The 22,530-nt window shown below is 65.3% G+C and carries 18 protein-coding genes and 1 pseudogene; 8 read left to right on the forward strand and 11 right to left on the reverse strand.

Annotated features, from left to right (window positions below; all coding sequences use genetic code 11):
• Positions 1 to 179 precede the first annotated feature (179 nt).
• The 4 genes from ACSQ3Q_RS17400 to queF all read left to right on the forward strand — a co-directional run bounded on the left by ACSQ3Q_RS17400 (position 180) and on the right by queF (position 6,528).
• Positions 180 to 3,368 carry an Rne/Rng family ribonuclease gene (locus tag ACSQ3Q_RS17400; protein ID WP_436135587.1) on the forward strand — a complete coding sequence of 1,063 codons (3,189 nt, stop codon included), beginning with the start codon at positions 180 to 182 and terminating at the stop codon, positions 3,366 to 3,368.
• A 585-nt stretch (positions 3,369 to 3,953) separates the two neighbouring features.
• Positions 3,954 to 4,733, forward strand: coding sequence for a peroxide stress protein YaaA (gene yaaA, locus ACSQ3Q_RS17405; protein WP_436135588.1), 780 nt, complete (start codon positions 3,954 to 3,956; stop codon positions 4,731 to 4,733).
• A gap of 15 nt (positions 4,734 to 4,748) precedes the next feature.
• A complete protein-coding gene (locus ACSQ3Q_RS17410) occupies positions 4,749 to 5,612 on the forward strand; it encodes a 2OG-Fe(II) oxygenase (RefSeq protein WP_436135589.1) in 864 nt (287 codons plus the stop codon).
• A gap of 70 nt (positions 5,613 to 5,682) precedes the next feature.
• A complete protein-coding gene (gene queF, locus ACSQ3Q_RS17415) occupies positions 5,683 to 6,528 on the forward strand; it encodes an NADPH-dependent 7-cyano-7-deazaguanine reductase QueF (protein ID WP_436135590.1) in 846 nt (281 codons plus the stop codon).
• An 11-nt stretch (positions 6,529 to 6,539) separates the two neighbouring features.
• Here queF and ACSQ3Q_RS17420 read toward each other — a convergent pair whose 3' ends face one another.
• From ACSQ3Q_RS17420 to amaB, 11 genes are all read right to left on the reverse strand, one after another.
• Complete coding sequence (locus tag ACSQ3Q_RS17420) at positions 6,540 to 6,806, reverse strand: hypothetical protein (RefSeq protein ID WP_436135591.1); 267 nt, start codon at positions 6,804 to 6,806, stop codon at positions 6,540 to 6,542.
• Positions 6,807 to 6,982: 176 nt separating this feature from the next.
• Positions 6,983 to 7,474 carry a tetratricopeptide repeat protein gene (locus ACSQ3Q_RS17425; RefSeq protein WP_436135592.1) on the reverse strand — a complete coding sequence of 164 codons (492 nt, stop codon included), beginning with the start codon at positions 7,472 to 7,474 and terminating at the stop codon, positions 6,983 to 6,985.
• A 151-nt stretch (positions 7,475 to 7,625) separates the two neighbouring features.
• Positions 7,626 to 8,399: an anti-sigma factor gene (locus ACSQ3Q_RS17430; RefSeq protein WP_436135593.1), complete on the reverse strand. Its 774-nt coding sequence runs from the start codon at positions 8,397 to 8,399 to the stop codon at positions 7,626 to 7,628.
• A complete protein-coding gene (locus ACSQ3Q_RS17435; RefSeq protein WP_436135594.1) occupies positions 8,396 to 9,037 on the reverse strand; it encodes an RNA polymerase sigma factor in 642 nt (213 codons plus the stop codon). Before ACSQ3Q_RS17435 ends, ACSQ3Q_RS17430 begins: the two co-directional genes overlap by 4 nt.
• A gap of 117 nt (positions 9,038 to 9,154) precedes the next feature.
• Complete coding sequence (locus ACSQ3Q_RS17440; RefSeq protein WP_436137025.1) at positions 9,155 to 10,384, reverse strand: Y-family DNA polymerase; 1,230 nt, start codon at positions 10,382 to 10,384, stop codon at positions 9,155 to 9,157.
• A 150-nt stretch (positions 10,385 to 10,534) separates the two neighbouring features.
• Complete coding sequence (locus ACSQ3Q_RS17445; RefSeq protein WP_436135595.1) at positions 10,535 to 11,587, reverse strand: M48 family metallopeptidase; 1,053 nt, start codon at positions 11,585 to 11,587, stop codon at positions 10,535 to 10,537.
• A gap of 129 nt (positions 11,588 to 11,716) precedes the next feature.
• Positions 11,717 to 13,414: a thiamine pyrophosphate-binding protein gene (locus tag ACSQ3Q_RS17450; protein WP_436135596.1), complete on the reverse strand. Its 1,698-nt coding sequence runs from the start codon at positions 13,412 to 13,414 to the stop codon at positions 11,717 to 11,719.
• Between the two features lie 44 nt (positions 13,415 to 13,458).
• Positions 13,459 to 14,700, reverse strand: coding sequence for a pyridoxal phosphate-dependent aminotransferase (locus ACSQ3Q_RS17455; protein WP_436135597.1), 1,242 nt, complete (start codon positions 14,698 to 14,700; stop codon positions 13,459 to 13,461).
• Positions 14,697 to 15,611 (reverse strand): amino acid ABC transporter substrate-binding protein, encoded by a 915-nt coding sequence (locus ACSQ3Q_RS17460; RefSeq protein WP_436135598.1) that lies wholly within the window; start codon positions 15,609 to 15,611, stop codon positions 14,697 to 14,699. The genes ACSQ3Q_RS17455 and ACSQ3Q_RS17460 overlap by 4 nt, the downstream gene beginning before the upstream one ends.
• Before the next feature lie 85 nt (positions 15,612 to 15,696).
• Positions 15,697 to 16,887, reverse strand: coding sequence for an NAD(P)/FAD-dependent oxidoreductase (locus ACSQ3Q_RS17465; protein ID WP_436135599.1), 1,191 nt, complete (start codon positions 16,885 to 16,887; stop codon positions 15,697 to 15,699).
• Between the two features lie 23 nt (positions 16,888 to 16,910).
• A complete protein-coding gene (amaB, locus tag ACSQ3Q_RS17470) occupies positions 16,911 to 18,449 on the reverse strand; it encodes an L-piperidine-6-carboxylate dehydrogenase (protein WP_436135600.1) in 1,539 nt (512 codons plus the stop codon).
• 244 nt (positions 18,450 to 18,693) lie between these two features.
• Between amaB and ACSQ3Q_RS17475 the strand changes: the two genes are divergently transcribed.
• From ACSQ3Q_RS17475 to ACSQ3Q_RS17490, 4 genes and pseudogenes are all read left to right on the forward strand, one after another.
• Positions 18,694 to 19,605, forward strand: a complete 912-nt coding sequence (locus ACSQ3Q_RS17475; RefSeq protein ID WP_436137026.1) for a LysR family transcriptional regulator — start codon at positions 18,694 to 18,696, stop codon at positions 19,603 to 19,605.
• A gap of 176 nt (positions 19,606 to 19,781) precedes the next feature.
• Positions 19,782 to 20,233, forward strand: a pseudogene (locus ACSQ3Q_RS17480) (DUF1016 N-terminal domain-containing protein).
• A gap of 46 nt (positions 20,234 to 20,279) precedes the next feature.
• Positions 20,280 to 20,843 carry a PDDEXK nuclease domain-containing protein gene (locus tag ACSQ3Q_RS17485; protein ID WP_436137027.1) on the forward strand — a complete coding sequence of 188 codons (564 nt, stop codon included), beginning with the start codon at positions 20,280 to 20,282 and terminating at the stop codon, positions 20,841 to 20,843.
• 133 nt (positions 20,844 to 20,976) lie between these two features.
• Positions 20,977 to 22,482, forward strand: coding sequence for a hypothetical protein (locus ACSQ3Q_RS17490; RefSeq protein ID WP_436135601.1), 1,506 nt, complete (start codon positions 20,977 to 20,979; stop codon positions 22,480 to 22,482).
• Positions 22,483 to 22,530: the final 48 nt, after the last annotated feature.

Raw genomic sequence — 22,530 nt, forward strand, 5'->3', positions numbered from 1 at the left:
GCAGATCACTGGCATCTCCGGCAATTCCCTTCGTTTCGATGCGTCAGTCCAGGCATTCACAGCTCCTGTAGAGCTTGTTGTATTGGTTTGGAAACTGTGGGCGGCAGCCCGCGCAGCCCTCCCTGCTGAGGAGGTGGGCTGCACCGCTGCTGTCCGCGAAACACTGAAGGAATCGCATCATGAAGCGGATGCTCATCAACGCCACGCAGCCCGAAGAACGGCGCCTGGCCATCGTCGACGGACAAAAGCTCCTCGACTACGAAATCGAAATCGAAGGGCGCGAACAGCGCAAGGGCAACATCTACAAGGCCGTCGTCACGCGCGTCGAGCCCTCGCTGGAAGCCTGTTTTGTCGACTACGGCGAAGACCGCCACGGTTTTCTGCCGTTCAAGGAAATCTCGCGCAGCTACTTCGCCCCCGGCGTCTCGCCCGGCCAGGCGCGCATCAATGAAGTGATCCGCGAAGGCCAGGAACTCCTGGTCCAGGTCGAAAAGGAAGAGCGCGGCAACAAGGGCGCTGCCCTGACGACCTTCGTCAGTCTGGCCGGCCGCTACGTCGTGCTGATGCCCAACAACCCCCGTGGCGGTGGCGTATCGCGCCGCATCGAGGGCGAGGACCGCGCCGAGCTCAAGGAGGCGATGGACCAACTGGAATATCCGAACGGAATGTCCATCATCGCGCGCACCGCCGGCATCGGCCGCACTGCGCCCGAACTGCAGTGGGACCTGAACTACCTGCTCAAACTCTGGACCGCCATTGACGGCGCTGGCAAGGGCGGCAAGGGCGCGTTCCTGATCTATCAGGAGTCGAGCCTCGTCATCCGCGCGATCCGCGACTACTTCAACAACGATATCGGTGACATCCTCATCGATACCGACGACATCTACGAACAGGCGCACCAGTTCATGGCGCACGTCATGCCCGAGCATGCCGGCCGTGTGAAGCGCTACCGCGACGACGCCGCCCTGTTCAGCCGCTTCCAGATCGAGCACCAGATCGAATCGGCCTACGCCCGCACCGTGCAGCTGCCCTCGGGCGGCGCCATCGTGATCGACCACACCGAAGCGCTGGTCAGCGTGGACGTGAACTCGGCCCGCGCCATCAAGGGCGGCGACATTGAGGAAACCGCCACCCGCACCAACCTGGAAGCCGCCGACGAAGTGGCCCGCCAGATGCGCCTGCGCGACCTGGGCGGCCTGATCGTGATCGACTTCATCGACATGGAAGAGTCGAAGAACCGCCGCGAAGTGGAAAACCGCCTGCGCGACGCGCTGCGCCAGGACCGCGCCCGCGTGCAGTTCGGCACCATCAGCAAGTTCGGTCTCATGGAAATGAGCCGCCAGCGCTTGAAGCCCGCCCTCTCCGAAGGCTCCTCGATCCCCTGCCCCCGCTGCGGCGGCTCGGGCCACATCCGCGACACGGAAAGCTCGGCGCTGCAGATCCTGCGGATCATTCAGGAAGAGTCCATGAAGGACAACACGGCTGCCGTGCACTGCCAGGTGCCGGTGGAAGTGGCCTCGTTCCTGCTGAACGAAAAGCGCACCGAGATTGCCAAGATCGAACTCAAGCAGCGCGTGGCCGTGCTGATGGTGCCCAACAAGACACTGGAAACCCCCAACTACCGCCTGGAGCGCTTGAAGCACGACGACCCGCGCCTGGACCACATCGAAGCCAGCTACAAGCTCGCCGAAGAAGTGGAAGACCCGACCGCCGTGACGCGCCGCTCGCAAGAGCCGACCAACAAGCAGACGCCGGTGATCAAGGGTGTGCTGCCGGATGCTCCCGCACCGCAGGCCGAACCCCGTCCCGAAGGCGCTGCCCGTCCGCCCCGCGCAGGCCAGGCACCACGCCCTGGTGCAGCAGCGCCTGCCACGGTGGCACCCGCCCCCGTGGCCGCAGCAAAGCCTGCAGCCGCTGCCGCGCCGCAAGAGCAAGGCTTCTTTGCCTGGCTCAAGGGCCTGTTCGGCTTGGGCAGCACGCCAGCCGCGGCCCCTGCGCCGGTGGTTGCCCCCGCCGCCGCACCCGCGGCTGACACGTCCCCCCGTGGCGAGCCCCGCCGCGATGGACGCAACGGTGAAGGCCGTGGCGGCCGCGGTGGACGTGGCGGCCGTGATGGACAACGCGAAGGTCAGCGTGATGGCGCCGGCCGTGACGGCAACCGCGAAGGCAGTGGCGACAGCCGCGGCCGCCGTGGTGAACGCTCGGCCGAAGGCCGCGCACCGCGCGACGCCGAGAACCGCCCCCCACGCGACGCTGAACGCCGCCCCGAAGGCGAAGGCCGTGAGCCACGTGAAGGTGGCCGCGAAGGCCGCAATGGGCGCGAAGGTGGTGGCCGTGGCCGCCGCGACGCAGAGCCACGCAACCAAGCCGCCGGTGTGAACGGTGACAACACCGCAGCGCAAGCCCAGGTGGAAGGCCCGAACAGCCAAGGCAACGCCGATGCAGTACCTGGCGCACAACCCCGTGGCGAACGCGGCCCACGCCGTGAACGTGGCGAACGCGGTGGCAACCGTGGTGAGCGCAGCGAACGCGCCCCCCGCGCCGCCGAGGGCCAGGAAGCCGCCGCGGCCTCGGTCGCCGGCGACTTTGTGGACACGTCCCCGCTGGCATCGCTGCCTGATCTGGACCTGACGGGCAACGAAGCCGCAGGCAATGCAGGCGGCGCCGTGACCGAAGAGCAGCGCCGCGAGCGCCGCTCGCGCGACCGCTACGGCCGTGACCGCCGCGAACGTGGCGACCGTGGCCCGCGCGACAACGCGGACGTGGCTTCAGCCCCGGCCATGCTGGACTTCGACCCCACCGTCGCAGTACCCCAGGACGCCCCCGTGGCCGCCGAGCAGGACGATCAGCCACGCCGCAGCTACTTCAGCACGGCCCCCGCAGCCCCGACCGACACCGCACCAGCAGCCGCACCGGCCGTGGCCGCTGTACCGGTAGCAGCTCCGGTGGCAGCACCCGTTGCAGCGCCTGTGGCCGTGGCACCCGCCGCTCCTGCAGCCATCGCAGTGCCTGCAGCTCCGGTCTCGGCGCCTGCCCCGGTAGCCGCAAAGCCCCCCGTTGCGGCACCTGTCGCTCCGGCCGCTGCACCGGCTTCAACTGGCAATGGCATGCCACGCGTGTCAGCGTTTGCCTTGCCGATGGATGAGCTGCAGCAGGTTGCTGCATCGTCGGGCCTGCAGTGGGTGAATTCGGACGCGGACAAGATCGCAGCCGCGCAAGCAGCGATTGCCGCCGAGCCGCGCCCGATCCATGTGCCACGCGAGCGTCCTCCCGTGGTCGTAATGGACGAAGGCCCGCTGGTTCTGGTGGAAACCCGCCGCGACCTGTCGGCGATGACCCTGCCCTTCGAGAAGCCACCTGCGGCCTGATCGCGGACTCGGTCTTCCGGGCAATAAAAAGGCGGCTCTTGAAGCCGCCTTTTTTATGGCTGGGGTGAAGTGGATTGGGTACTTGAGTAAGGCTCCGAGCCCTGCGCCAAGGTCGCCCAGCGCGCAACCGCATCCTTCACGCTCAATCCTGAGTCCTCACTCGCTCAGTGCCTTTGGACGTCCGTACCGCAGGCCCCCACACGCCATCGGGTCAGCACCCCGGCAGGCGACCTTGCCCCTCTGCCCGTGCACGTAGGTATGCAATACCCGCGAACGCGGCCACGCCCGCTCCAGCAGTTACCATTTTGTCCGTCGCCTAGGAGCGTGCGCGGCAGAAGGCATCGAAGCGAAACGCGCGAAAGCCGCGGATCGTGTGGTGCTACCGACAAGCCCAGGGTAGGCCCCTGGGCGCAGGTGGTAGTGCTACACAAGACCGGTTTGTCGCGCGTTGAAGTCGATGCTCCTTCTGCCGCGCAGGCTCCTAGCCCCACCCACACAGCGACCCCGCCACCCCGATGGCTGCTGCATCCAACCTGCTGGCAGCTTGCCCCCTCCGACCCACGCACCGCCCGCCCGGCCCCGCCCATGCTGTTCCTGCTCTCGCCCGCCAAGTCGCTCGACTACGACACGCCGCTGCCCGAAGGCCTGCCGCACACCACGCCCCAATTCGTGCCGCAATCCACGGCGCTCATCGACGTGCTGCGCACGCATTCGCCGCAGAGCATTGCTTCGCTCATGGACCTGAGCGACAAGCTCGCCGCGCTCAACGTCGCCCGCTACCAGGCGTGGCGCCCACGGTTCACGGCCACCAATTCGCGCCAGGCTGCGCTGGCTTTCAACGGGGATGTGTACGACGGACTGCAGGCCCGTTCGCTTTCTGCCGACGACCTGGCCTGGGCCCAAGGGCATGTGGCCATCCTGAGCGGGCTGTACGGCGTGCTGCGCCCGCTGGACCGCATGCAGCCCTACCGTCTTGAGATGGGCACGCGCCTGGCCACCGACGCCGGCAGCAACCTCTATGACTACTGGGGCAGCCAAATCGCCGAACACCTCAACACCCGGCTGCGCGCCGACACCACCCCGGTGGTGGTCAATCTCGCCTCGCAGGAATACTTCAAGGCCGTGGACCGCAAGGCCCTGAAGGCGCGGGTGATCGACTGCGTCTTCGAGGACTACAAGGCTGGCGTCTACAAGATCATCAGCTTTCATGCCAAGCGCGCGCGCGGCCTCATGGCGCGCTACGCCATCACGCAGCGCGTGGCCACACCGCGCCAGCTGGAAGGGTTCGATCTGGACGGCTATGCTTTCGTCCCCGGGGCCTCTTCTCCAGAGCGCCTGGTGTTTCGCCGCAGATTGACCGACTGAAGGAAGCTGACCGCCATGAGCACATCCTCCGCCATCCAAGCCATCACCCCCGAGCTGCGCCGCTGGATCATCGAGCAGGCGCAGGCCGGCCACGCCGCGCCGGTGGTGCTGCAGTCCATGCGCGACGCGGGCTGGGATGAGGACGTGGCGGCCGAGGCGATGGAAATCACGTTGCAGGACCACCTCAATGAGCAGGCCGTGCAGCAGGGCCTGCCACCCGCCGTGCCGGTGCCGGAGCCCCAGCTCGATGAATCCCCCGCCCAGGTGGACTGCGGCGACCGCGTGGTCCATGTGCTGCTGTCCATCGCGCAGCCGCGGGTCGTGGTGTTTGGCAACCTGCTTTCGCCCGAGGAATGCGAAGCGCTCGTTGCCGTGGCCGCGCCGCGCATGGCGCGCTCGCTCACCGTGGCCATCAAGACGGGCGGCGAAGAGGTCAACGACGACCGCACCAGCGACGGCATGTTCTTCCAGCGCGGCGAGACCGAGCTGATACAGCGCATCGAAGCCCGCATTGCCCGGCTGTTGAACTGGCCGCTGGAAAACGGCGAAGGCCTGCAAGTGCTGCACTACCGCCCCGGCGCCGAGTACAAGCCGCACTACGATTATTTCGACCCCGCCGAGCCCGGCACGCCCACCATCGTCAAGCGCGGCGGGCAGCGGGTGGGCACGCTGGTGATGTACCTCAACACGCCCGACAAAGGCGGTGGCACCACGTTCCCGGATGTGCATGTCGAGGTTGCACCGCAGCGCGGCAACGCGGTGTTCTTCAGCTACGAGCGGCCGCACCCTTCCACCCGCACCCTGCACGGGGGCGCTCCGGTGATTGCCGGCGAGAAGTGGATCGCCACCAAGTGGTTGCGCGAGCGAGAATTCAAGTAAAAACAGGCCCTAGCGCTTATTCATCAAGCGCTTACAGCTATTATTTTTATAGCATCAAATCCGGTACCGAATGAACACGCCAGAACAATCCCAGCTCGGCAAGGCCTCGGCCTATGTCGACCAGTACGACGCCTCGCTGCTCTTTCCCATCCCCCGCGCTGGCAAGCGGGCCGAGATCGGCATCGCTGGCGCGCCACCGTTTTTTGGCGCTGATTTATGGACGGCCTTCGAGCTGTCGTGGCTCAACCAGCGCGGCAAGCCGCAGGTGGCGCTGGCGCACATCACCGTGCCGTGCGAGACGCCCAACATCGTCGAGAGCAAGTCCTTCAAGCTCTACCTCAACAGCTTCAACAACACCCGTTTTGCCGATGCGGCCGAGGTGCAGGCGCGCATCCGTGCCGACATCAGCGAAGCCGCCTGGCGCGGCTCGGACCGGCCCGCCACCGTGGGCGTCAAGCTCATCAGCCCCGAGCTCTTCGACCAGGAACCCGTGCACGAGCTCGACGGCCTGAGCCTGGACCGCCTGGACGTGGAATGCACGCAGTACGAGCCTGCGCCCGAGCTGCTGACAGCGGTGGTGGGCGAGCCCGTCGTGTCAGAGGTGCTCACGAGCAACCTGCTCAAGAGCAACTGCCTGGTGACCGGCCAGCCCGACTGGGGCAGCGTGCAGATCAGCTACACCGGCCCGCAGATCGACCAGGAAGGTCTGCTGCAGTACCTGGTGAGCTTTCGCAACCACAACGAATTTCACGAGCAGTGTGTGGAGCGCATCTTCATGGACGTGTGGACGCGTTGCCAACCCATCAAGCTCACCGTGTATGCACGCTACACGCGCCGGGGCGGTCTCGATATCAACCCGCTGCGCACCAGCCACCCCCAAAGCCTGCCGCGCAACGTGCGCACAGCGCGGCAGTAAGCCCACACCCGTCAGCCCCGCACATCGATCCAGTCGCACCGCAAGGTGTGGCGCAAGTGCGCGCGCGTTCGCCAGGTGACATAGAGGCTGGGCCCGAAGATACCGACCAGGCACAGGGGGGCGATCAACGCCTCGCCAAACGCAAAGATGGGAAACCAGCCCACCCAGCCCAGCATCCAGAGCGTCAGCACCAGATCCCACAGGTGGTATTCGAGCGGATGGTCAGCCTTGTGCGCAACATGCCATTGCTTGATGCGTTGCAGCTCATTCAAGGTCATGGAAATCTCCCGGAAAACGGGAAATTCAATGTAAGTTACAAGTAAGAATTCGTCAAGACGCGCCAGGAAAGGAAGGGCGATGCGCCATCGCCCCGGGCAATAAAAGTCACCCACCTGCGCGCTGATCCAGCGGGCAGCCAGCGCCTGAGCATGCGTTCAGGGCGCCGACGTCCGGTTTACTGCGCGGGTTTATATGCCGCAATGGCCTTGGCCAGATCGGTGGTTTCCTCGCACTGCGCGCAGATGGCTTGCAGCTTGGCGAGCTGGGCTTCGGCCTGCGCCTTCTGGCCCACCTTGAGGTAACCCATGCCCGAGTATTCCAGCGCGCCCTTGTGGCGGGGGTCCAGCGCCAGGGCCTTGTTGTAGGCCGCAAAAGCCTCGTCGTATTTGCCGAGCCAACGGTTGGAGTAGCCCAGCAGGTTGTACGCATCTGCGTTCTGCGGGTTCTGCGCCACCACCTTGCTGAAGCTGCTGGCAGCCAGCGCCCAGTTCTTTGCATCGATGGCTTTTTTGCCCACGGCAAAGTCGTCGATGCGTGTGTTCTCCACCGGCGTGGTGGGCGTATCGGCTGCCTGGGCAACCGGCGGCGCGAACACGACGGGTACCAGCATCAGGGTGAGGCTCAGCAAGGGCGCAGACATCAGGGGGCGAACAGAAAATGAAGGCATGGGAGGCTCCTGAAAAACGTGAAGTGGGAAAGGCCGGAGGCCGCGCTGGCCCCATGCCGGAGACCGGCACCTCGGATAAACGACACGGATTGCAAAACGGATGCAGCGCCGGACAATTATTTCTGCAAAGCCGATGAGAGCCTTGCGCCGCTCACCACAGCTTGGCGCAGTTGCCGGTGAAGAGCACGTTGCTGCTGGGCACCTGCGGTGTTGCCGATGCCTCCAGCGTCACCATGAGTTTGCTGACCTTGGACAGCAGCTTCTCTGACGTATCCGGCAACACCGACACCGCAGAACCCGCCACCGGCACCGTGCCCAACACAAACGGGGCGCCATCGGCTGGCACCGCCCACAACACCAGCTGCGGGGCTGCGCCAGCCACAGCCGCAGGAGTCGTAGGAAGCGTGATAGGCCCAATGACCTTCACCGTCAGCGAGCGCCCATGGCGCAGCGAACTCACCAGCACCTTGCCGTTGCCCGCAGCGTCCGTCAGCAGGCCCACATAGGCCTGCGGCAGTTTGTCCCCTGCGCGCAGGGCCACCTGGTCGCTCGACACGAACAAGGTTGGCACCGCGACCACCAGGGCCACGGTGCCCATCACACCCAACGCCACACCCGCAAAGCCCTGCAATACGCCATTGCGCCGCCACAGCGCACCGGCCCAACCGCCTTGTGTGGCTGCCGCTTTCACATCGCGAGGCCGGGTGCGCGCCTCAATGGCGGCCCACACGCGCGGTGGTGGCTGGTGCACCGGCACCGAATTGGCCAGCACCCCCAGTCGCCCTTCCCACTGCGCCACCAGCAACTGCACGTCGCTGCGATCACGCAGCAGCCGCACAAACCGGCGGCGCGCGCCACCGCCCAGCGTGCCCAGTACATAGGCAGACGCCAGGTGGTCCAGCAGCGCGGGGTGGGTGTACCTCATGCGCCCACCCCTTGTGTGGCCAGGCAGTTCTTCAGGCGCTCCAGGCCGCGCCGGATCCATGCCTTGACCGAGCCCAGCGGCGCGCCCATCTGCGCCGCCACCTCGGAATGCGACAGGCCCTGGTAGTAGGCCAGCGCAAGGCTTTGCCGGTAGCTCCCCTCCAAGGCATTCATGCAGCCTTCAATGTGCAATGCCTGGGTCGCCTGCTCCAGCAGATGCAGTGCGCTGGGCGCAGGCGCCAGCGCAGATGAAGACGCAGCACCCATCGTTTCGCTGCCATCCGCCTCGCTGCTTACAAGCTCTGCGGTGTCGTGCCAGAAGCTTTCTGACCGCCGCGCACGGGCACGCAAGGCGTCCAGCGCCTTGTTGCGCACGATGGCAATCAACCATGTCATGGGCTGGATGGGCTGCCCGCCCACCTCACTGCGGTAGCTTCCAGCGTTTTTCCAGATGCTCACATAGGCCTCTTGCAGCACATCCTCGGCCGCCTGTCCTTGCCCCAACATACGGACGGCCACCCCAAACAGATGCACATGGGTGCGCTGGTAGACCTGCGCGAAGGCAGCGTGGTCTCCCCCGGCGGCGGCAAGGATCAATGCCTGCAGCTCGGCGGAGGGGACATTGGTGGCAGGGGCCATATGCGGGCGAGTATAGGAACGCGGCAGAGGTTGCAGGCAGGCTGCGCTCTGGGTGTTTACGCCGATTGCCACCACCTCGCAGGGCCGTGAAGCGGCACGAAGCGGTGTCGATGCGCGCTAAAAAAGCTGCGCTGTACCACCCACACCGTCTGTGTCATCTGCGACGCCTGGTTTGCGCCGACGCGTTTCCGCGGTGGCCCCAGCCCGTGGCTCCAGCACTGGTTCTTCCCCCCGCCGCGCCAGCGTGCTGGCCCGCACCCCCAGCAGGCGCAGGCGTTTGTCCAGCGGCACGCGTTTGAGGCACTGCCCGGCCAGTTGGCGGATCGTAGCGCCGTCGGCCGTGTAGATCTGCGCCGTGTGGTCGCGCGTGGCGATCTTGAAATCGTCGTAGCGCAGCTTGATACCGATGGTGCGCGCCACATAGCCCTTGCGCTGCAGGTCGGCGGCCAGGCGCACGCACAGGTCGGTGAAGATGGCCGACAGCTCCGCCCGGTCGCGCACGGCGTGCAGATCGCGGTCGAAGGTCGTCTCGCGGCTCATGCTCACCGGCTCGCTCTCGGTCACCACCGGGCTGTCGTCGCGGCCCCACGCCACGCGGTGCATCCACGCGCCGCTGGACTTGCCAAACCGCGCAATCAGCCACTGCGGATCTTGCGCGGCCAGCTCACCGATGGTGTGGATGCCCAGCCCAGCCAGCTTCTCACCCGCCTTGGGGCCGATGCCGTTGATCTTGCGCACGTTCAAAGGCCATATCTTCGTCTCTAAGTCGTCCTCGTAGACGATGGAGATGCCGTTGGGCTTGTTGAACTCGCTCGCCATCTTGGCCAACAGCCGATTGGGCGCCACGCCGATGGAGCAGGTGAGACCCGTCACGTCGAAGATGCTTTTCTGGATCAACCGCGCCAGCACCCTGCCCCCTTCGCGCTGGCCGCCGGGCACGTCGGTGAAGTCGATGTACACCTCGTCCACGCCCCGGTCCTGCATCACCGGCGCAATGTCGGTGATGGTGCTCTTGAACAGGCGCGAAAAGCGCCGCACCTCGTCAAAGTCCACCGGCAACACGATGGCCTGCGGGCACAGCTTGGCGGCTTTCATCATGCCCATGGCCGAGCCCACGCCATACTGCCGCGCAGGGTACGTGGCGGTGGTGATCACGCCCCGGCCGACGTAGTCTTTAAGCAGCGGGAAGTCTTCGACGGGAATGAAGCACGGCTCGCGCGGACCGGAGCCGTCAGGGCTTTGCAGCAACAGGTCGTCCACCTTGCGCCGACCGCCACCGATGACGACCGGCAGGCCCTTGAGTTGCGGGTAGCGCAGCAGTTCGACAGAGGCAAAAAACGCATCCATGTCCAGGTGCGCGATGCGGCGCAGCCGGCCATCCGATGGCGTATCGGCAAAGGGCGGTGTGGTGGCGACGGGAGTGGGTTCGGTCACACGCGCTATTTTGCGCGGTGTTCCGGCCCCGTGGCCGGAGCTACCGCACCCGGTCGCTCCGTCTTATCGCTTGAACAACCCGGCCGCCGAGGTCTTCCATTTGTCCACAGCTTGCGCGCCTGCTGCCAGCACGGGCTGGGCGGCATCTGTGCTGTCAGCGTCGTCGACCGTAGCGATCGGAGGCAGTGCCGGATCAGCGCTTGGTGCTTCGCTCGCGGCAGCGGCAGGCGCGGTCAGCTGCGGCACGTCCCGGCGGTAGTTGCCCGCCAAAATCTCGCGGTACTGCTCGCCGCCCGCGTACTCCTTCAGGGCCTTCAGGCGCACCGGGATGAAGGGGTGCGTGGTGCTGGAGTTCTCCATGATGGACACCAACTGCACCAGCTTATTGACCTCCTTGTGGGCCTCGGTCTGCGCAATGGTCTCCTCGATGTTGCGCTCGTCTTCATAGCCCGCCACCTTGCCCGACAGCTTGGCCAGTGCACTCAGGCCAGGCGCCAGGTTCTGCAGGCACAGCAGCCCAGCGCGGTCGCAAGTGAATTCGGCCCGGCGGTACCACTCCCAGTACGCCAGCAGCAGCGGAATGCGCAGCATGCCCACGCCAGGGACTGGGACGACAGAAGCCAGGATGTCCCAGTAGCGGATCAGCATGTCGCCCAGCTGCCGGTACAGACCATGAGCGGCCTTGATGTGGCCCACCTCGTGGCCAATCACAAAGCACAGCTCGTCGGGCGTCAGCGCCTCCACCAGGCCGCTGTGCAGCACGATGCAGGTGCGCCGCTGGCCCGACGTATAGGCGTTGAGCTCGGGATTGGTGGTGATGTAAACATCCGGCACCTTGCACGACAGGATGGCGCAGCAGCGCTCGACCAGCGCATACAGCGAGCCATAGTTGTTGGCACTGATGCGCACCATCTGCTCGTTGTTGTTCAGGTGCGTGATCTGCTCGGAAAAGTTGGCGTCCAGCCACGACAGCAGTTGCCCGGCGCCCGGAATGCCCTTGAGCGCCGCCAGGGCCTCCTGGTCGCCCGGGTAGGTGAAGGAGGTGTACGAAATGTCGGTCAGGATCACCTGATTGCTGGCATACACCAGGGCGTCGGCATGTTTGAGGGCTGGCATGGGAAGTGTGAAATGGGTGGGGACGTGGATCATTCCACGCCCCACGGCTCCACCCAGGCCCCGCGCCCCACCATCGTGTAACAAATGGCACGGCCCGGCCGCGCGCGCCCACCCGCTCGGAGTCGCCGCCTACTGCTTGGCGAGAGCCGCTTTGCGAATCCCCTGCAGCGTGCCAGTGGGCGTGATCGCCTCGGGGTCGATCAGGCAGTGCAGCACGCTGGGCAGCCCACTTGCGCGTGCGCGCGCCAGGGCGGGGGCGAAGTCTTCAGTGCGCTCCACGCGCTCGCCATGGCCGCCGAAGGCCTGGGCGTAGGCCTTGAAGTCGGGGTTCTTGAGCGCCGTGGCGCTCACACGGCCGGGGTACTCGCGCTCCTGGTGCATGCGGATGGTGCCGTACATGGCGTTGTCCAGCAGCACCACGATGATGGGCAGGCCGTACTGCACGGCGGTCGCGAACTCTTGCCCGTGCATCAGGAAGTCGCCGTCGCCCGCAAAGATCACCACCTCGCGCTGCGGCCACAGCCGCTTGCCGCCCACACCGGCCGGCAGCCCGTAGCCCATCGACCCGCTGGTGGGCGCCAGCTGGCTGGCAAACGTGGTGAAGGGCCAGAAGCGGTGGATCCAGGTGGCGAAGTTGCCCGCGCCGTTACAGAAGATGGTGTCGGCCGGCAGCACGTCCTTGAGGTGCTGCATCACCTGCCCCATCTGCAGGTCGCCAGGGATGCGGATGGGCGCCGGGTCGCTCCAGGCCAGGTAGTCGGCATGGGCGGCTTCGGTGTGGGCCTTCCACGGCACCGGCGCTGCGGGGCGCACCGCATTCAAAGCCGCGGCAAAGGCCTGCGGCGTGGCGTGAATGGCCTGCGTGGGGCGGTAGAGCTTGCCCAGTTCATCGGCGTCGGCATGCACATGCACGAAGGGCTGCGCGGGCGTGGGAATGTCAAACAGCTCGTAGCCCTGCGACGGCACTTCGGACAGGCGACCGCCCACCACCAGCACTAGGTCCGATGCGCGGATGCGCGCCAGCAGCTTGGGGTTCACGCCCAGGCCCAGGTCGCCGCCATAGCAGGCGTGCGTGGCCGCGAACAGCATCTGCCGGCGGAACGAGCAGTACACGGGCAGCGACCAATCTGAAGCAAACGCCGTGAATTCGCGCACCGCCTGCTCGGACCAGCGGCTGCCGCCCAGGATGGCCACGGGGCTCTGGGCGGCCTGCAGGCGCTCGGCCAGCTCGGCCATCTGCGCGGCGCCGGGGTGGGTCTCGGTGACCTGGTAGGGCAGCGCGTCGGCCACGGTGGCGGCCTCGGTCAGCATGTCTTCGGGCAGCGCCACCACCACGGGGCCGGGGCGGCCCGAGGTGGCGACATGGAACGCCCGCGAGATGAGTTCAGGCACGCGCGCCGGGTCGTCGATCTGCACCACCCACTTGGCCATGGTGCCGAAGACGGCGCTGTAGTCGAGCTCCTGGAACGCCTCGCGCCCCATGGCACCGCGCGCCACCTGGCCCACGAACAGGATCATGGGCGTCGAGTCCTGGTGCGCGATGTGCACGCCGGCCGACGCATTGGTGGCGCCCGGCCCGCGCGTCACGAAGCAGATGCCCGGCTGCCCCGTGAGCTTGCCCTGCGCCTCGGCCATCATGGCTGCGCCGCCTTCCTGGCGGCACACCGTCACGCCGATGTCCGCATCGTGCAGGGCGTCGAGCACGGCCAGATAGCTCTCGCCCGGCACGCAAAACAGCTGCTGCACACCGTGGGTGATGAGCTGCTGGACCAGGATCTGGCCGCCGGTGCGGCTCTGGGCGGGGCTGGAGGTGGAAGGCGTGGTCATATCAAAAGGTCCGGAACGAGAAATCAAACAAGAAAACAGGCGGGTCAGCGCAGCGCCTCGCACGCACGGCGGATGCGCGCGCAGGCCTCCTGCAGATCAGCCATCGACGCAGCGTACGAGATGCGGAAATACGGCGCCAGCCCCAGCACACTGCCCGGCACCACGGCCACATGGAACTCGCGCAGCAGGTAGTCGCAAAAATCGGCGTCCGTGCGCAGCAAGGCGCCGCCCGGCGTGGTGCGGCCCAGCACGCCTTTGCAGCTGGCAAAGGTGTAGAACGCACCCTCGGGCACGCGGCAGCGCAGGCCCGGCGATGCGTTGAGCGCGGCCACCACCACATCGCGCCGCGCCTGGAACTCGCGGCAGCGCTCGGCCACGATGTCTTGCGGGCCGGTGAGCGCCGCCACGGCCGCTGCCTGGCTGATGGACGACGCGCACGACGTGGCCTGGCTCTGCACCACGGCCATGGCCGCAATCAGCGCGCGCGGGCCTGCGCCGTAGCCGATGCGCCAGCCGGTCATGGCGTACGACTTGGACACGCCGTTCACGGTGAGCGTGCGCTCGCGCAGCGCAGGCAGCACCACTGCCGGCGTGGCAAACGCGTGGCCGTCGTACAGGATGTGCTCGTAGATGTCGTCCGCCAGCACCCACACCTGCGGGTGGCGCAGCACCACCTCCAGAAGGGGCCGTAGTTGCTCGGCGCTGTAGGCCGTGCCGCTGGGATTGGATGGCGAGTTGATGAACACCCAGCGCGTGCGCGGCGTGATGGCCGCATCCAATTCCTGCGCCGTGATGCGAAAGCCGTTGTCCTCGCTGCACGGCACGACCACAGGCACGCCGCCCGCGATCAGCACCATGTCGGCGTACGAGGTCCAGTACGGCGCGGGCAGGATCACCTCGTCGCCCGGGCTCAGGCTGGCCATCAGCGCGTTGTAGATGACCTGCTTGGCACCCGCGCCTACGGTGATCTCGTGGGTGGCAAACTCCAATCCGTTGTCGCGGCGGAACTTGAGCTGGATGGCAGCCTTGAGCTCCGGCGTGCCGTCGAGCACGGTGTAGTGCGTATCGCCCCGCGCCATGGCCCGCTGCGCAGCTTCCTGAATGTGCACTGGCGTGTCGAAGTCCGGCTCGCCCAGGCCCAGCACGATCACGGGCTGGCCCTGGCGCTTGAGTTCGTTGGCCGCCTGGGTGATGCGCACGATGTCCGACACACCGATGGCGCTGATGCGGTCGGCCGCGCGGAAGGCTGTGGCAGGGAGGGCCGTGGCGGGGATGGCAGCGTTCATTGCTGGTAGGTCTCCAAGGGCTTGTCGTTGGGCGTGGCGAACAGCTGGCGCAGCGTGGTGCCCAGCGGCAGGTTCAGGCTCATGTTCTTGGGCGGGATGGGGTTCACGAACCACTTGGTGTAGATCTTTTCCATCTCGCCGCTTTGCATGAGCTTGGTGAGCACGCCGTCCACCGCGGCCTTGAAGGTCGGGTCGTCCTTGCGGAAAAGCAGCGCAATCGGCTCAGCGCCCAATGGCTCGCCCACGATGCGGTAGGCCGATGGGTCCTTGGAGTTGGAGATCAGGCCCGCCAGCAGGTTGTCGTCCAGCACGAAGGCGTCGGCGCGGCCGGATTCGAGCAGCATGAAGCTCTCGTGGTGGTCCTTGCCCAGCACCGTCTTGACGGGCGCGCCCAGCGTGCGCTCCTGCTTGCGCAGCAGCTGCACGGCCGTGGTGCCGGTGGATGCTGCAATCGTGCGGTTGCCCAGCTGGCTGATGGACTTGAGGTCCGAATCCTTGCGCACTGCCATGCGCACCTCGCTCACATAGGTCGTCACCGCAAAGGCCACCTGCTGCTGGCGCGCGGTGTTGTTGGTGGTGGGGCCGCAGCCGATGTCGAGGGTGCCGTTCTGCACCAGGGGCAGCGTGTTCTGCGCGGTGACGGCCATGTATTCCAGCTTGGCGTCGGGCACGATTTCTTTGAGCACGCGCTCGCACAGTTCGACGTGATAGCCCACGTATTTTTCATTCGCGCCCAGCGCATAAGCCATGGGCGGCGAGGTTTCGCGCACGCCCAGCACCGCCTTGCCCGATGCCTTGATCTTCTCCAGCGTGGGGGTGGTGGGCGTCTGCGCGTGCGCAGGCGCCAAGGTGGCGAAGGCCAGGGTCAGGCCTGCGGCGAGTGCAGTGAAGGGGGTGCGGGAAGTTGCCATGGTCGTTGTCTCCTTGTGGTTGTCGTTGGTTGTCGTGGTTGGCTTGGGGAAAAATGGACTGTCAAAAAAATTGGCAGCGCTGGCTTCAGATCACGTTCTTTTCAAGCAGCGGCTCGTTGCGCGCAATGCGCTCGATGGACAGGGGCGACAGGTCCAGGCTCTGGTAGCGGCCCATCAGCATCAACTCGGCCAGGCCGCGCCCCACGGCCGGGCATTGCTGCAGGCCGTGGCCCGAGAACCCGTTGGCCAGCACGAAGTTGTCGCACGCCGGGTGCAGGCCCACGATGGCGTTGTGATCGAAGGTGTTCATCTCGTAGTAGCCCGCCCAGGCGCCCTGCATGCGCAGCGCCTCGAAGCCCGGAATGCGTTCGGCCAGGGCAGGCCACACGTGGTCTTCAAAGGCGTGGTGCTCCGGCTCCAGCGGCGCAAAGTCGGCATCGTCGCCAGCCTGCGGCGCAAAGCCGCAGATGAAGCCCTGGCCCTCCGGCCGCAGCCAGATGCCGCTGGTGTCGATGAGCAGCGGGCAGCCGGGCAGCGCCGCGGGGCTGGCCAGGTGGAACACCGTGCGGCGCTTACCCACCACGGGCAGGTCGATGCCTGCCCAGCCTGCGATGGCCGCCGCCCAGGGGCCGCCGGCATTCACCGCAAAGCTGCATGGCAAGACATCGCCGCTTTTCAGTTGCACGCTGGCGACGTGCTGCACGCCGTCGCTGCGGGCCATCTGCAGGCCCACGGCTTCATCGGCCACATAGCGCACGCCCTGGCTCTGCGCCTTCTTGCGCAGCGCGGTCAGCAGCAGGTAGCCGTCGAACCAGCCTTCGCCCGACAGCCCGAGCGAACCCAGCACCACATCCTGCAGCGCCAGCCACGGGAACCGCCCGGCCAGCTGCTGCGGGCTGAGCAGCGCCACATCGGCGCCGTGCCGCTTTTGCAGCGCATGGTTCTCGCGCAGCGTGGCCTCACCGGCCGCGGTGGCCAGGTACAGGTAGCCGCCTTCGTGCAGGCCCACATCGGGTGCATCGCCGTTGCAGGCGAGCAGCGTGCCGACATTGCGCAGAAAGCCGATGCCATAGGCCGAGATCTGAACGTTGATGTCGGTGGAAAACTGCTGGCGGATGGAGCTGGCCGACAGCGCGGACGACGCGCGCGCGTAGGTCGGGTCGCGTTCGACCACCACCACCGAGCAGCCCGGCTGCTGCAGCGTGAGGAAGTACGCAATGGCACTGCCGATGACGCCGCCGCCGATGATGACGATGGGAGACGTGTCGGCGGGCATGGACGCGCGTGCCACTGCGCTGCTCACACGTCGAAGGTCACGCCCTGCGCCAGCGGCAGTGCGGTCGAATAGTTGATGGTGTTGGTCGCGCGGCGCATGTAGGCCTTCCAGCTGTCCGACCCCGCCTCGCGCCCGCCACCGGTTTCCTTCTCGCCTCCAAATGCGCCGCCGATTTCCGCACCGCTCGGGCCAATGTTCACGTTGGCAATGCCGCAGTCGGACCCGGCGGCCGACATGAACAACTCGGCCTCGCGCACATTGAGCGTGAAGATCGACGAAGACAGGCCAGCGCCCACCGCGTTGTTCATCGCAATCGCCTCGTCCAGCGTGCTGTAACGCACCACATACAGGATGGGCGCAAAGGTCTCGTGCAGCGCCGGGCCTTCATGGGCTTTCAACTCCACCAGTGCAGGGCGCACGTAGTACGCGTCGGCACCGCTGATGCCGTCCACACGTCCACCACCGTGCACCGTAGCCCCCAGCGCGCGGCTTAGCTCCAGCGCCTGCTGCATGCCATCAAACGCCTGGCGGTCGATCAGCGGGCCCACCAGCGTGCCGGCCACGCGCGGGTCGCCCACCTGCACATTGGCGTACACCTTGGCCAGTTGCGGCACCAGCTGGTTGTAGATGCTGTCGTGCACAAACAGGCGGCGCAGCGTGGTGCAGCGCTGGCCCGCGGTGCCCATGGCGGCAAACGCGATGCCGCGCAGCGCCAGGTCCAGATCGGCCATGGGCGCCACGATGGCGGCATTGTTGCCGCCCAGCTCCAGGATGCCGCGCGCAAACCGTGCGGCCAGGCGCGGGCCCACTGCGCGGCCCATCGCCGTAGAGCCGGTGGCCGACAGCACCGCCACGCGGGCATCGTCGACCAGCACCTCGCCAATGTCGCGCTGACCGATGATCAGCTCCAGCAGCCCCTCGGGCGCGTCGCTTCCAAACCGCGCAATCGCACGCTGCGCAATGGCGTGTGTGGCCAGGGCCGTGAGCGGGGTTTTCTCGGACGGCTTCCACACCACCGAATCGCCACACACCAGCGCCAGCGCCGCGTTCCACGACCAGACCGCCACCGGGAAGTTGAAGGCCGAGATCACGCCGCACACGCCCAGCGGGTGCCAGGTTTCCATCATGCGGTGGCCAACTCGCTCGGTGGCAATCGTCAGGCCGTACAGCTGGCGCGACAGCCCCACCGCAAAGTCGCAGATGTCGATCATCTCCTGCACCTCGCCCAGGCCTTCGGACGGGATCTTGCCCGCCTCGATGGTCACGAGTTGGCCCAGGTCCGCCTTGGCGGCGCGCAGTTCTTCGCCCAGCAGGCGCACCAGCTCGCCGCGGCGTGGCGCAGGCACATTGCGCCACGCGTGGAAAGCCGCCTGCGCGCGGCCGACGGCGGCCGTGGCGTCCGCTGCAGAAGCCTGCGGCACCGCGCCAATCGGCTCACCCGTGATGGGCGAGCGCGCTGGCAGGCTGCCGCCGACGTAGGCCGCACGAGGCACGCCCAGGCGTTGCAGCAGTTGATCGACTTCGGTCACGAGGGAGGGGGTGGCGGCAGAGGTGGCAGACATGGCGGCTCGCAAAAGGCAGACAGAAAGACAGGCAAAGATGGGGAAGCGCATGGGAAAACGCGCAACGAACGCGCCAATATCCGCCAATCGCGCCGCGCTGGATAGCAAAAAAACGGAACTACTTGATCACAAATCAGAATGAAGTGCCTGAAAATAACAGGACCGGCACCGCCCATCCAATCAGCGCTGACGGCTTAAATGATCCATTTTTTGGCATCGCCGATCATTCCCCCAACGCATGACCATGTTGCGCCGCACCTTCCTGCCCTCCACCGCCGACCTGCTGGCCTTTGAGGCCGCAGCCCGCCACCAAAGCGTCTCGCGCGCGGCCGAAGAGCTGCACCTCACGCAAAGCGCCGTGTCGCGCCAGATCCGCCAGCTGGAAGAGCAGCTGGGCACCGCCCTCTTCCACCGCGTGCGCCAGCGCGTGGTGCTCACCGATGCGGGCCGGGTCTATGCCGCCGATGTGCTGGCCGTGCTGCAGCAGCTGTCGGCCAGCACGCAAAAAGCCATGGCGTTTTCCAGCACCGACGGCCTGCTCAACCTGGCCGTGCTGCCCACGCTCGCCACCCGCTGGCTGATCCCGCGCCTCTCCGGCTTCATGGAGCTGCACCCCGAAGCCATGGTCAACTTCTCGGCCCGCACCGAGCCTTTTGACTTTGCCGGCACGCCGTTCGATGCGGCCATCCACTTCGGCGCCCCGCACTGGGCGGGCGCCGTGTGCGAATACCTGATGCACGAGGAAACCGTGCCCGTGTGCAGCCCCACCTACCGAGACCGCCACGGCATCCACACCCCGCAGGACCTGACCCGCGTGGTGCTGCTGCAGCAAAGCACCCGCCCCACGCAGTGGGCTGAGTGGTTTGAGCTGCTGGGCGCCCCCACGGCGCTGGCTCTGCGCGGGCCCCAGTCTGAACACTTCGCGATGATCGCCCAGGCTGCGGTATCGCATTTGGGCGCCGCGTTGCTGCCGCGTTTTTTGATCGAGCAGGAGTTGGCGGCGGGGAGTCTCGTGGAGTTGTCAGACCAGGTGTTGACGAGCACCGATGCGTATTACCTGGTGTACCCGGAGGCGCGGGCGCAGACACCGCTGGTGAAGGCGTTCAGGGATTGGGTGGTGGGGGAGTGCGGGGGGCAGCGAGAGAGCGCAACGTAACCTTGCCGTCCATAGGTTGAAGCGAAGAATATGAGCAAAAATGGCTCTAGCGCTTATCGCCAAAGCGCAAGCAGCTATAAAGGCAGAAGCAATTTTTTGTCGGTATCAGAAGCACGGACGCGCAGAAACAATGCCCGCGCAGGACTGCATACAGACAAAGCACACAGGACCAACGAATGAGCCAGGTACCAGCCACCCCTAGCGACAACCTGCACGCAGAGCTACGCGCCCTGATCGCCACCAGCCGCCAGCGCCTGGCAGGTGCAGTAAATGCGGAATTGACCCGTCTGTACTGGACTGTGGGCGAACGCCTGCGTATAGAGGTGCTGGGCGGCAGCGACCGCGCCAGCTACGGAACCCGGCTATTGGACCAACTGGGCCAGCAACTCTCCACCGAGTCGGGCGCGGCTTTGAAGCGCGAAACCTGCGTCGCATGGTGAAGTTTGCAGAAGCGTTCCCGGATGCTGCGATTGTGTCGACGCTGTCGACGCAATTGAGCTGGAGCCACTTGGTCACCATCGTGCCCCTCAAAACACCCGAGGCCCGGCAGTTCTACGCCCTGCGAGCCGCACAAGACCACTGGAGCGTGCGAGAACTGGCGCACCAGATTGATCGCAAGGCCTTTTGAGCGCACGGAGCTGGCCTCATTCCAGGCTAGTACACCTTTGAAACCAGTGCACGTCGAAGCACCCAGCAGCAGCCCCGCCCTCGTCTTCAAAGACCCCTACTTTCTCGACTTTCTGGGCCTGCGCCAGGGCCACGACGAGGCCAACCTGGAAGCAGCCATCCTGCGCCAGCTCGAAGCCTTCATTCTGAAGCTGGGCCGGGGCTTTGCCTTTGTCGAACGGCAAAGGCGCATCGTCATCGACGGCGACGATTTCTACCTCGACCTGCTCTTCTACCACCGGCGCCTGCGCCGCCTCGTGGCCATCGAGCTGAAACTCGGCCGCTTCAAGGCCGCCCACAAAGGCCAGATGGAGCTGTATTTGAAATGGCTGCACAAACACGAGCGCCAGCCCGGTGAAGAAGCGCCAATTGGCCTCATCCTGTACGCCGAGTCCAGCAGGGAGCAAGTGGAATTGCTGGAAATGCACAAGGGCGGCATCACGGTGGCGGAGTATTGGACTGAGTTACCGCCGAAGGCTGAACTGGAGCAGCAGCTGCATCAGGCGTTGCTGGAGGCGCGGGAGCGGCTGGCGCAGCGGGGGGTTTTGCTGGCGCCGAAGAGTGGTGACTGATTTGGCAAGAGCTTTGGGTGCCCTCGCAATTTGAACGGGGCGCCCAGGTTGGGCTTTCGACCACAAGACACCATTCGCTTCTATCGTCCGACTGTGAGTTAGATTCGCCAGGCATCAATGGAAGGCATAGGCCATGGCCAAACCACACGTCACGCGAACCCTTGGACCAATTCATTTCGAGGACCTCGACCCCCACCGATTTGAGGACTTGATTCGCCAGCTCGCTTACGACTTCCGGTCATGGAAGTCCATTGAGTCCACGGGTCGTGGCGGCGCTGACGATGGATTTGATGTCCGAGCCTTCGAGGAGGTAAGAACGCCAGTGACATCTATCGAAGACGATGTTGACGCAGAGGATGCACCTCATCCGATGGAAGGCAACCTCTGGATGATTCAGTGCAAGCGCGAGAAAGAAGTGGGGCCCAAGAAAGTCGCCACAATCATTTCGGACGCGGTGACGGCACAGAACCCACCTTATGGCTACATCCTGGCAGCACCCGTGCACTTCTCCAAGGCCTCACACGATCGCTTTCGAGAGGAACTCCGTTCTCGAGGAGTTATGGAGTTTTATCTATGGGGTGCTGGCGAACTTGAGGACATGCTGTTCCAACCGAAGAACGATCACATCCTGTTTGCGTTCTTTGGCATATCACTGGTGACCAAGCGACGATCCAGAACGGCTTCCGTTCGCTCAACAGTGTTGGCCAAGAACAAGCTGATGCGTGTACTCGGAGAGCCGCCGACCGGGTGCATCCTTATCCGCGATCTGAGCGACGAAAACTATCCATTTGAGGATGACTACCCAGACTTCGACACGAAACCCCGGTGGAAGAAATACAAGGTGGAGTCGTTTGATCCCCGTGGTTTGGTGGTGACGGTAGCTAGGCATTTCGCGTACTGTGATCGCGACAACAAGGAATGGGACTTCACGAGGGTTGTAGATGAACATCAATTTGCCTTGAGCCATCGGGACGCTCAGGACGAAGAGCTGCTAGCGCAACGACTCGCAGTCCAGGGCTTCTGGGAGCTACTGCCGAGAGCAAATCGTGCCATGTGGGTGCGTCGTGGCCTCATCCGTTTCGACAACATCGAGTACGTCGACGACAAGGGTGATGTCAACTTCGAAATGCCGCACATCTATGTGCTGTACGAACCGAAGCACGGCCCTTTCTCCGGTTACTACGAATGTCTGGAGATCAACGAGCACACGCAAGTGTCGTTGGAGGATTTCACTCGCGGGAAAATCTTTCCCGACGAGTTCTCTGCGCCCAGCTTCGGAAAAATCCACGACGATCAACCCTTGGTGATTGATGAAGCTACACGTTCGATGCTGCAGCACGGACGCCACGAAGTCACGCTTTACGGTCTCGGTACTCAATACGGCCATCTCAAGCCAACCGATGTTGTCCTGGTCGAGGGACAAAAAATGAGCACTGCTGAGAAGCAGTATCTCAAGGTGACAAGCATCAATGCAGTGAAAGCTGAGTTTCTTTTGAAGCAGGCAGGGGACAACCTGACCATGCAGAACGACATGAAGCGACAGATCGGGCGTCCATTAAAGGCTTCAGAAAAGGTCCGAGTTGTGGAGGCTGTCGCCATCTATCAGTGGCAGATTGATCAGAACCGTCCCCTGATCTAACCGAAGCCGCCTCTGGATAGGAGAGCTGCTGAAACCGCTCCTGCAGTG

This window comes from Acidovorax sp. LjRoot129, assembly GCF_964253765.1.
Classification (GTDB): domain Bacteria; phylum Pseudomonadota; class Gammaproteobacteria; order Burkholderiales; family Burkholderiaceae_C; genus Acidovorax.

Coding starts and splice junctions, on each gene's coding strand:
- ACSQ3Q_RS17450 (WP_436135596.1), bottom strand. CDS start 13,414: ATGACCACGCCTTCCACCTCCAGCCCCGCCCAGAGCCGCACCGGCGGC.
- ACSQ3Q_RS17455 (WP_436135597.1), bottom strand. CDS start 14,700: ATGAACGCTGCCATCCCCGCCACGGCCCTCCCTGCCACAGCCTTCCGC.
- queF (WP_436135590.1), top strand. CDS start 5,683: ATGAACACGCCAGAACAATCCCAGCTCGGCAAGGCCTCGGCCTATGTC.
- ACSQ3Q_RS17410 (WP_436135589.1), top strand. CDS start 4,749: ATGAGCACATCCTCCGCCATCCAAGCCATCACCCCCGAGCTGCGCCGC.
- ACSQ3Q_RS17430 (WP_436135593.1), bottom strand. CDS start 8,399: ATGAGGTACACCCACCCCGCGCTGCTGGACCACCTGGCGTCTGCCTAT.
- ACSQ3Q_RS17400 (WP_436135587.1), top strand. CDS start 180: ATGAAGCGGATGCTCATCAACGCCACGCAGCCCGAAGAACGGCGCCTG.
- ACSQ3Q_RS17440 (WP_436137025.1), bottom strand. CDS start 10,384: ATGGATGCGTTTTTTGCCTCTGTCGAACTGCTGCGCTACCCGCAACTC.
- ACSQ3Q_RS17435 (WP_436135594.1), bottom strand. CDS start 9,037: ATGGCCCCTGCCACCAATGTCCCCTCCGCCGAGCTGCAGGCATTGATC.
- ACSQ3Q_RS17490 (WP_436135601.1), top strand. CDS start 20,977: ATGGCCAAACCACACGTCACGCGAACCCTTGGACCAATTCATTTCGAG.
- ACSQ3Q_RS17475 (WP_436137026.1), top strand. CDS start 18,694: ATGTTGCGCCGCACCTTCCTGCCCTCCACCGCCGACCTGCTGGCCTTT.
- ACSQ3Q_RS17420 (WP_436135591.1), bottom strand. CDS start 6,806: ATGACCTTGAATGAGCTGCAACGCATCAAGCAATGGCATGTTGCGCAC.
- amaB (WP_436135600.1), bottom strand. CDS start 18,449: ATGTCTGCCACCTCTGCCGCCACCCCCTCCCTCGTGACCGAAGTCGAT.
- yaaA (WP_436135588.1), top strand. CDS start 3,954: ATGCTGTTCCTGCTCTCGCCCGCCAAGTCGCTCGACTACGACACGCCG.
- ACSQ3Q_RS17460 (WP_436135598.1), bottom strand. CDS start 15,611: ATGGCAACTTCCCGCACCCCCTTCACTGCACTCGCCGCAGGCCTGACC.
- ACSQ3Q_RS17425 (WP_436135592.1), bottom strand. CDS start 7,474: ATGCCTTCATTTTCTGTTCGCCCCCTGATGTCTGCGCCCTTGCTGAGC.
- ACSQ3Q_RS17445 (WP_436135595.1), bottom strand. CDS start 11,587: ATGCCAGCCCTCAAACATGCCGACGCCCTGGTGTATGCCAGCAATCAG.
- ACSQ3Q_RS17465 (WP_436135599.1), bottom strand. CDS start 16,887: ATGCCCGCCGACACGTCTCCCATCGTCATCATCGGCGGCGGCGTCATC.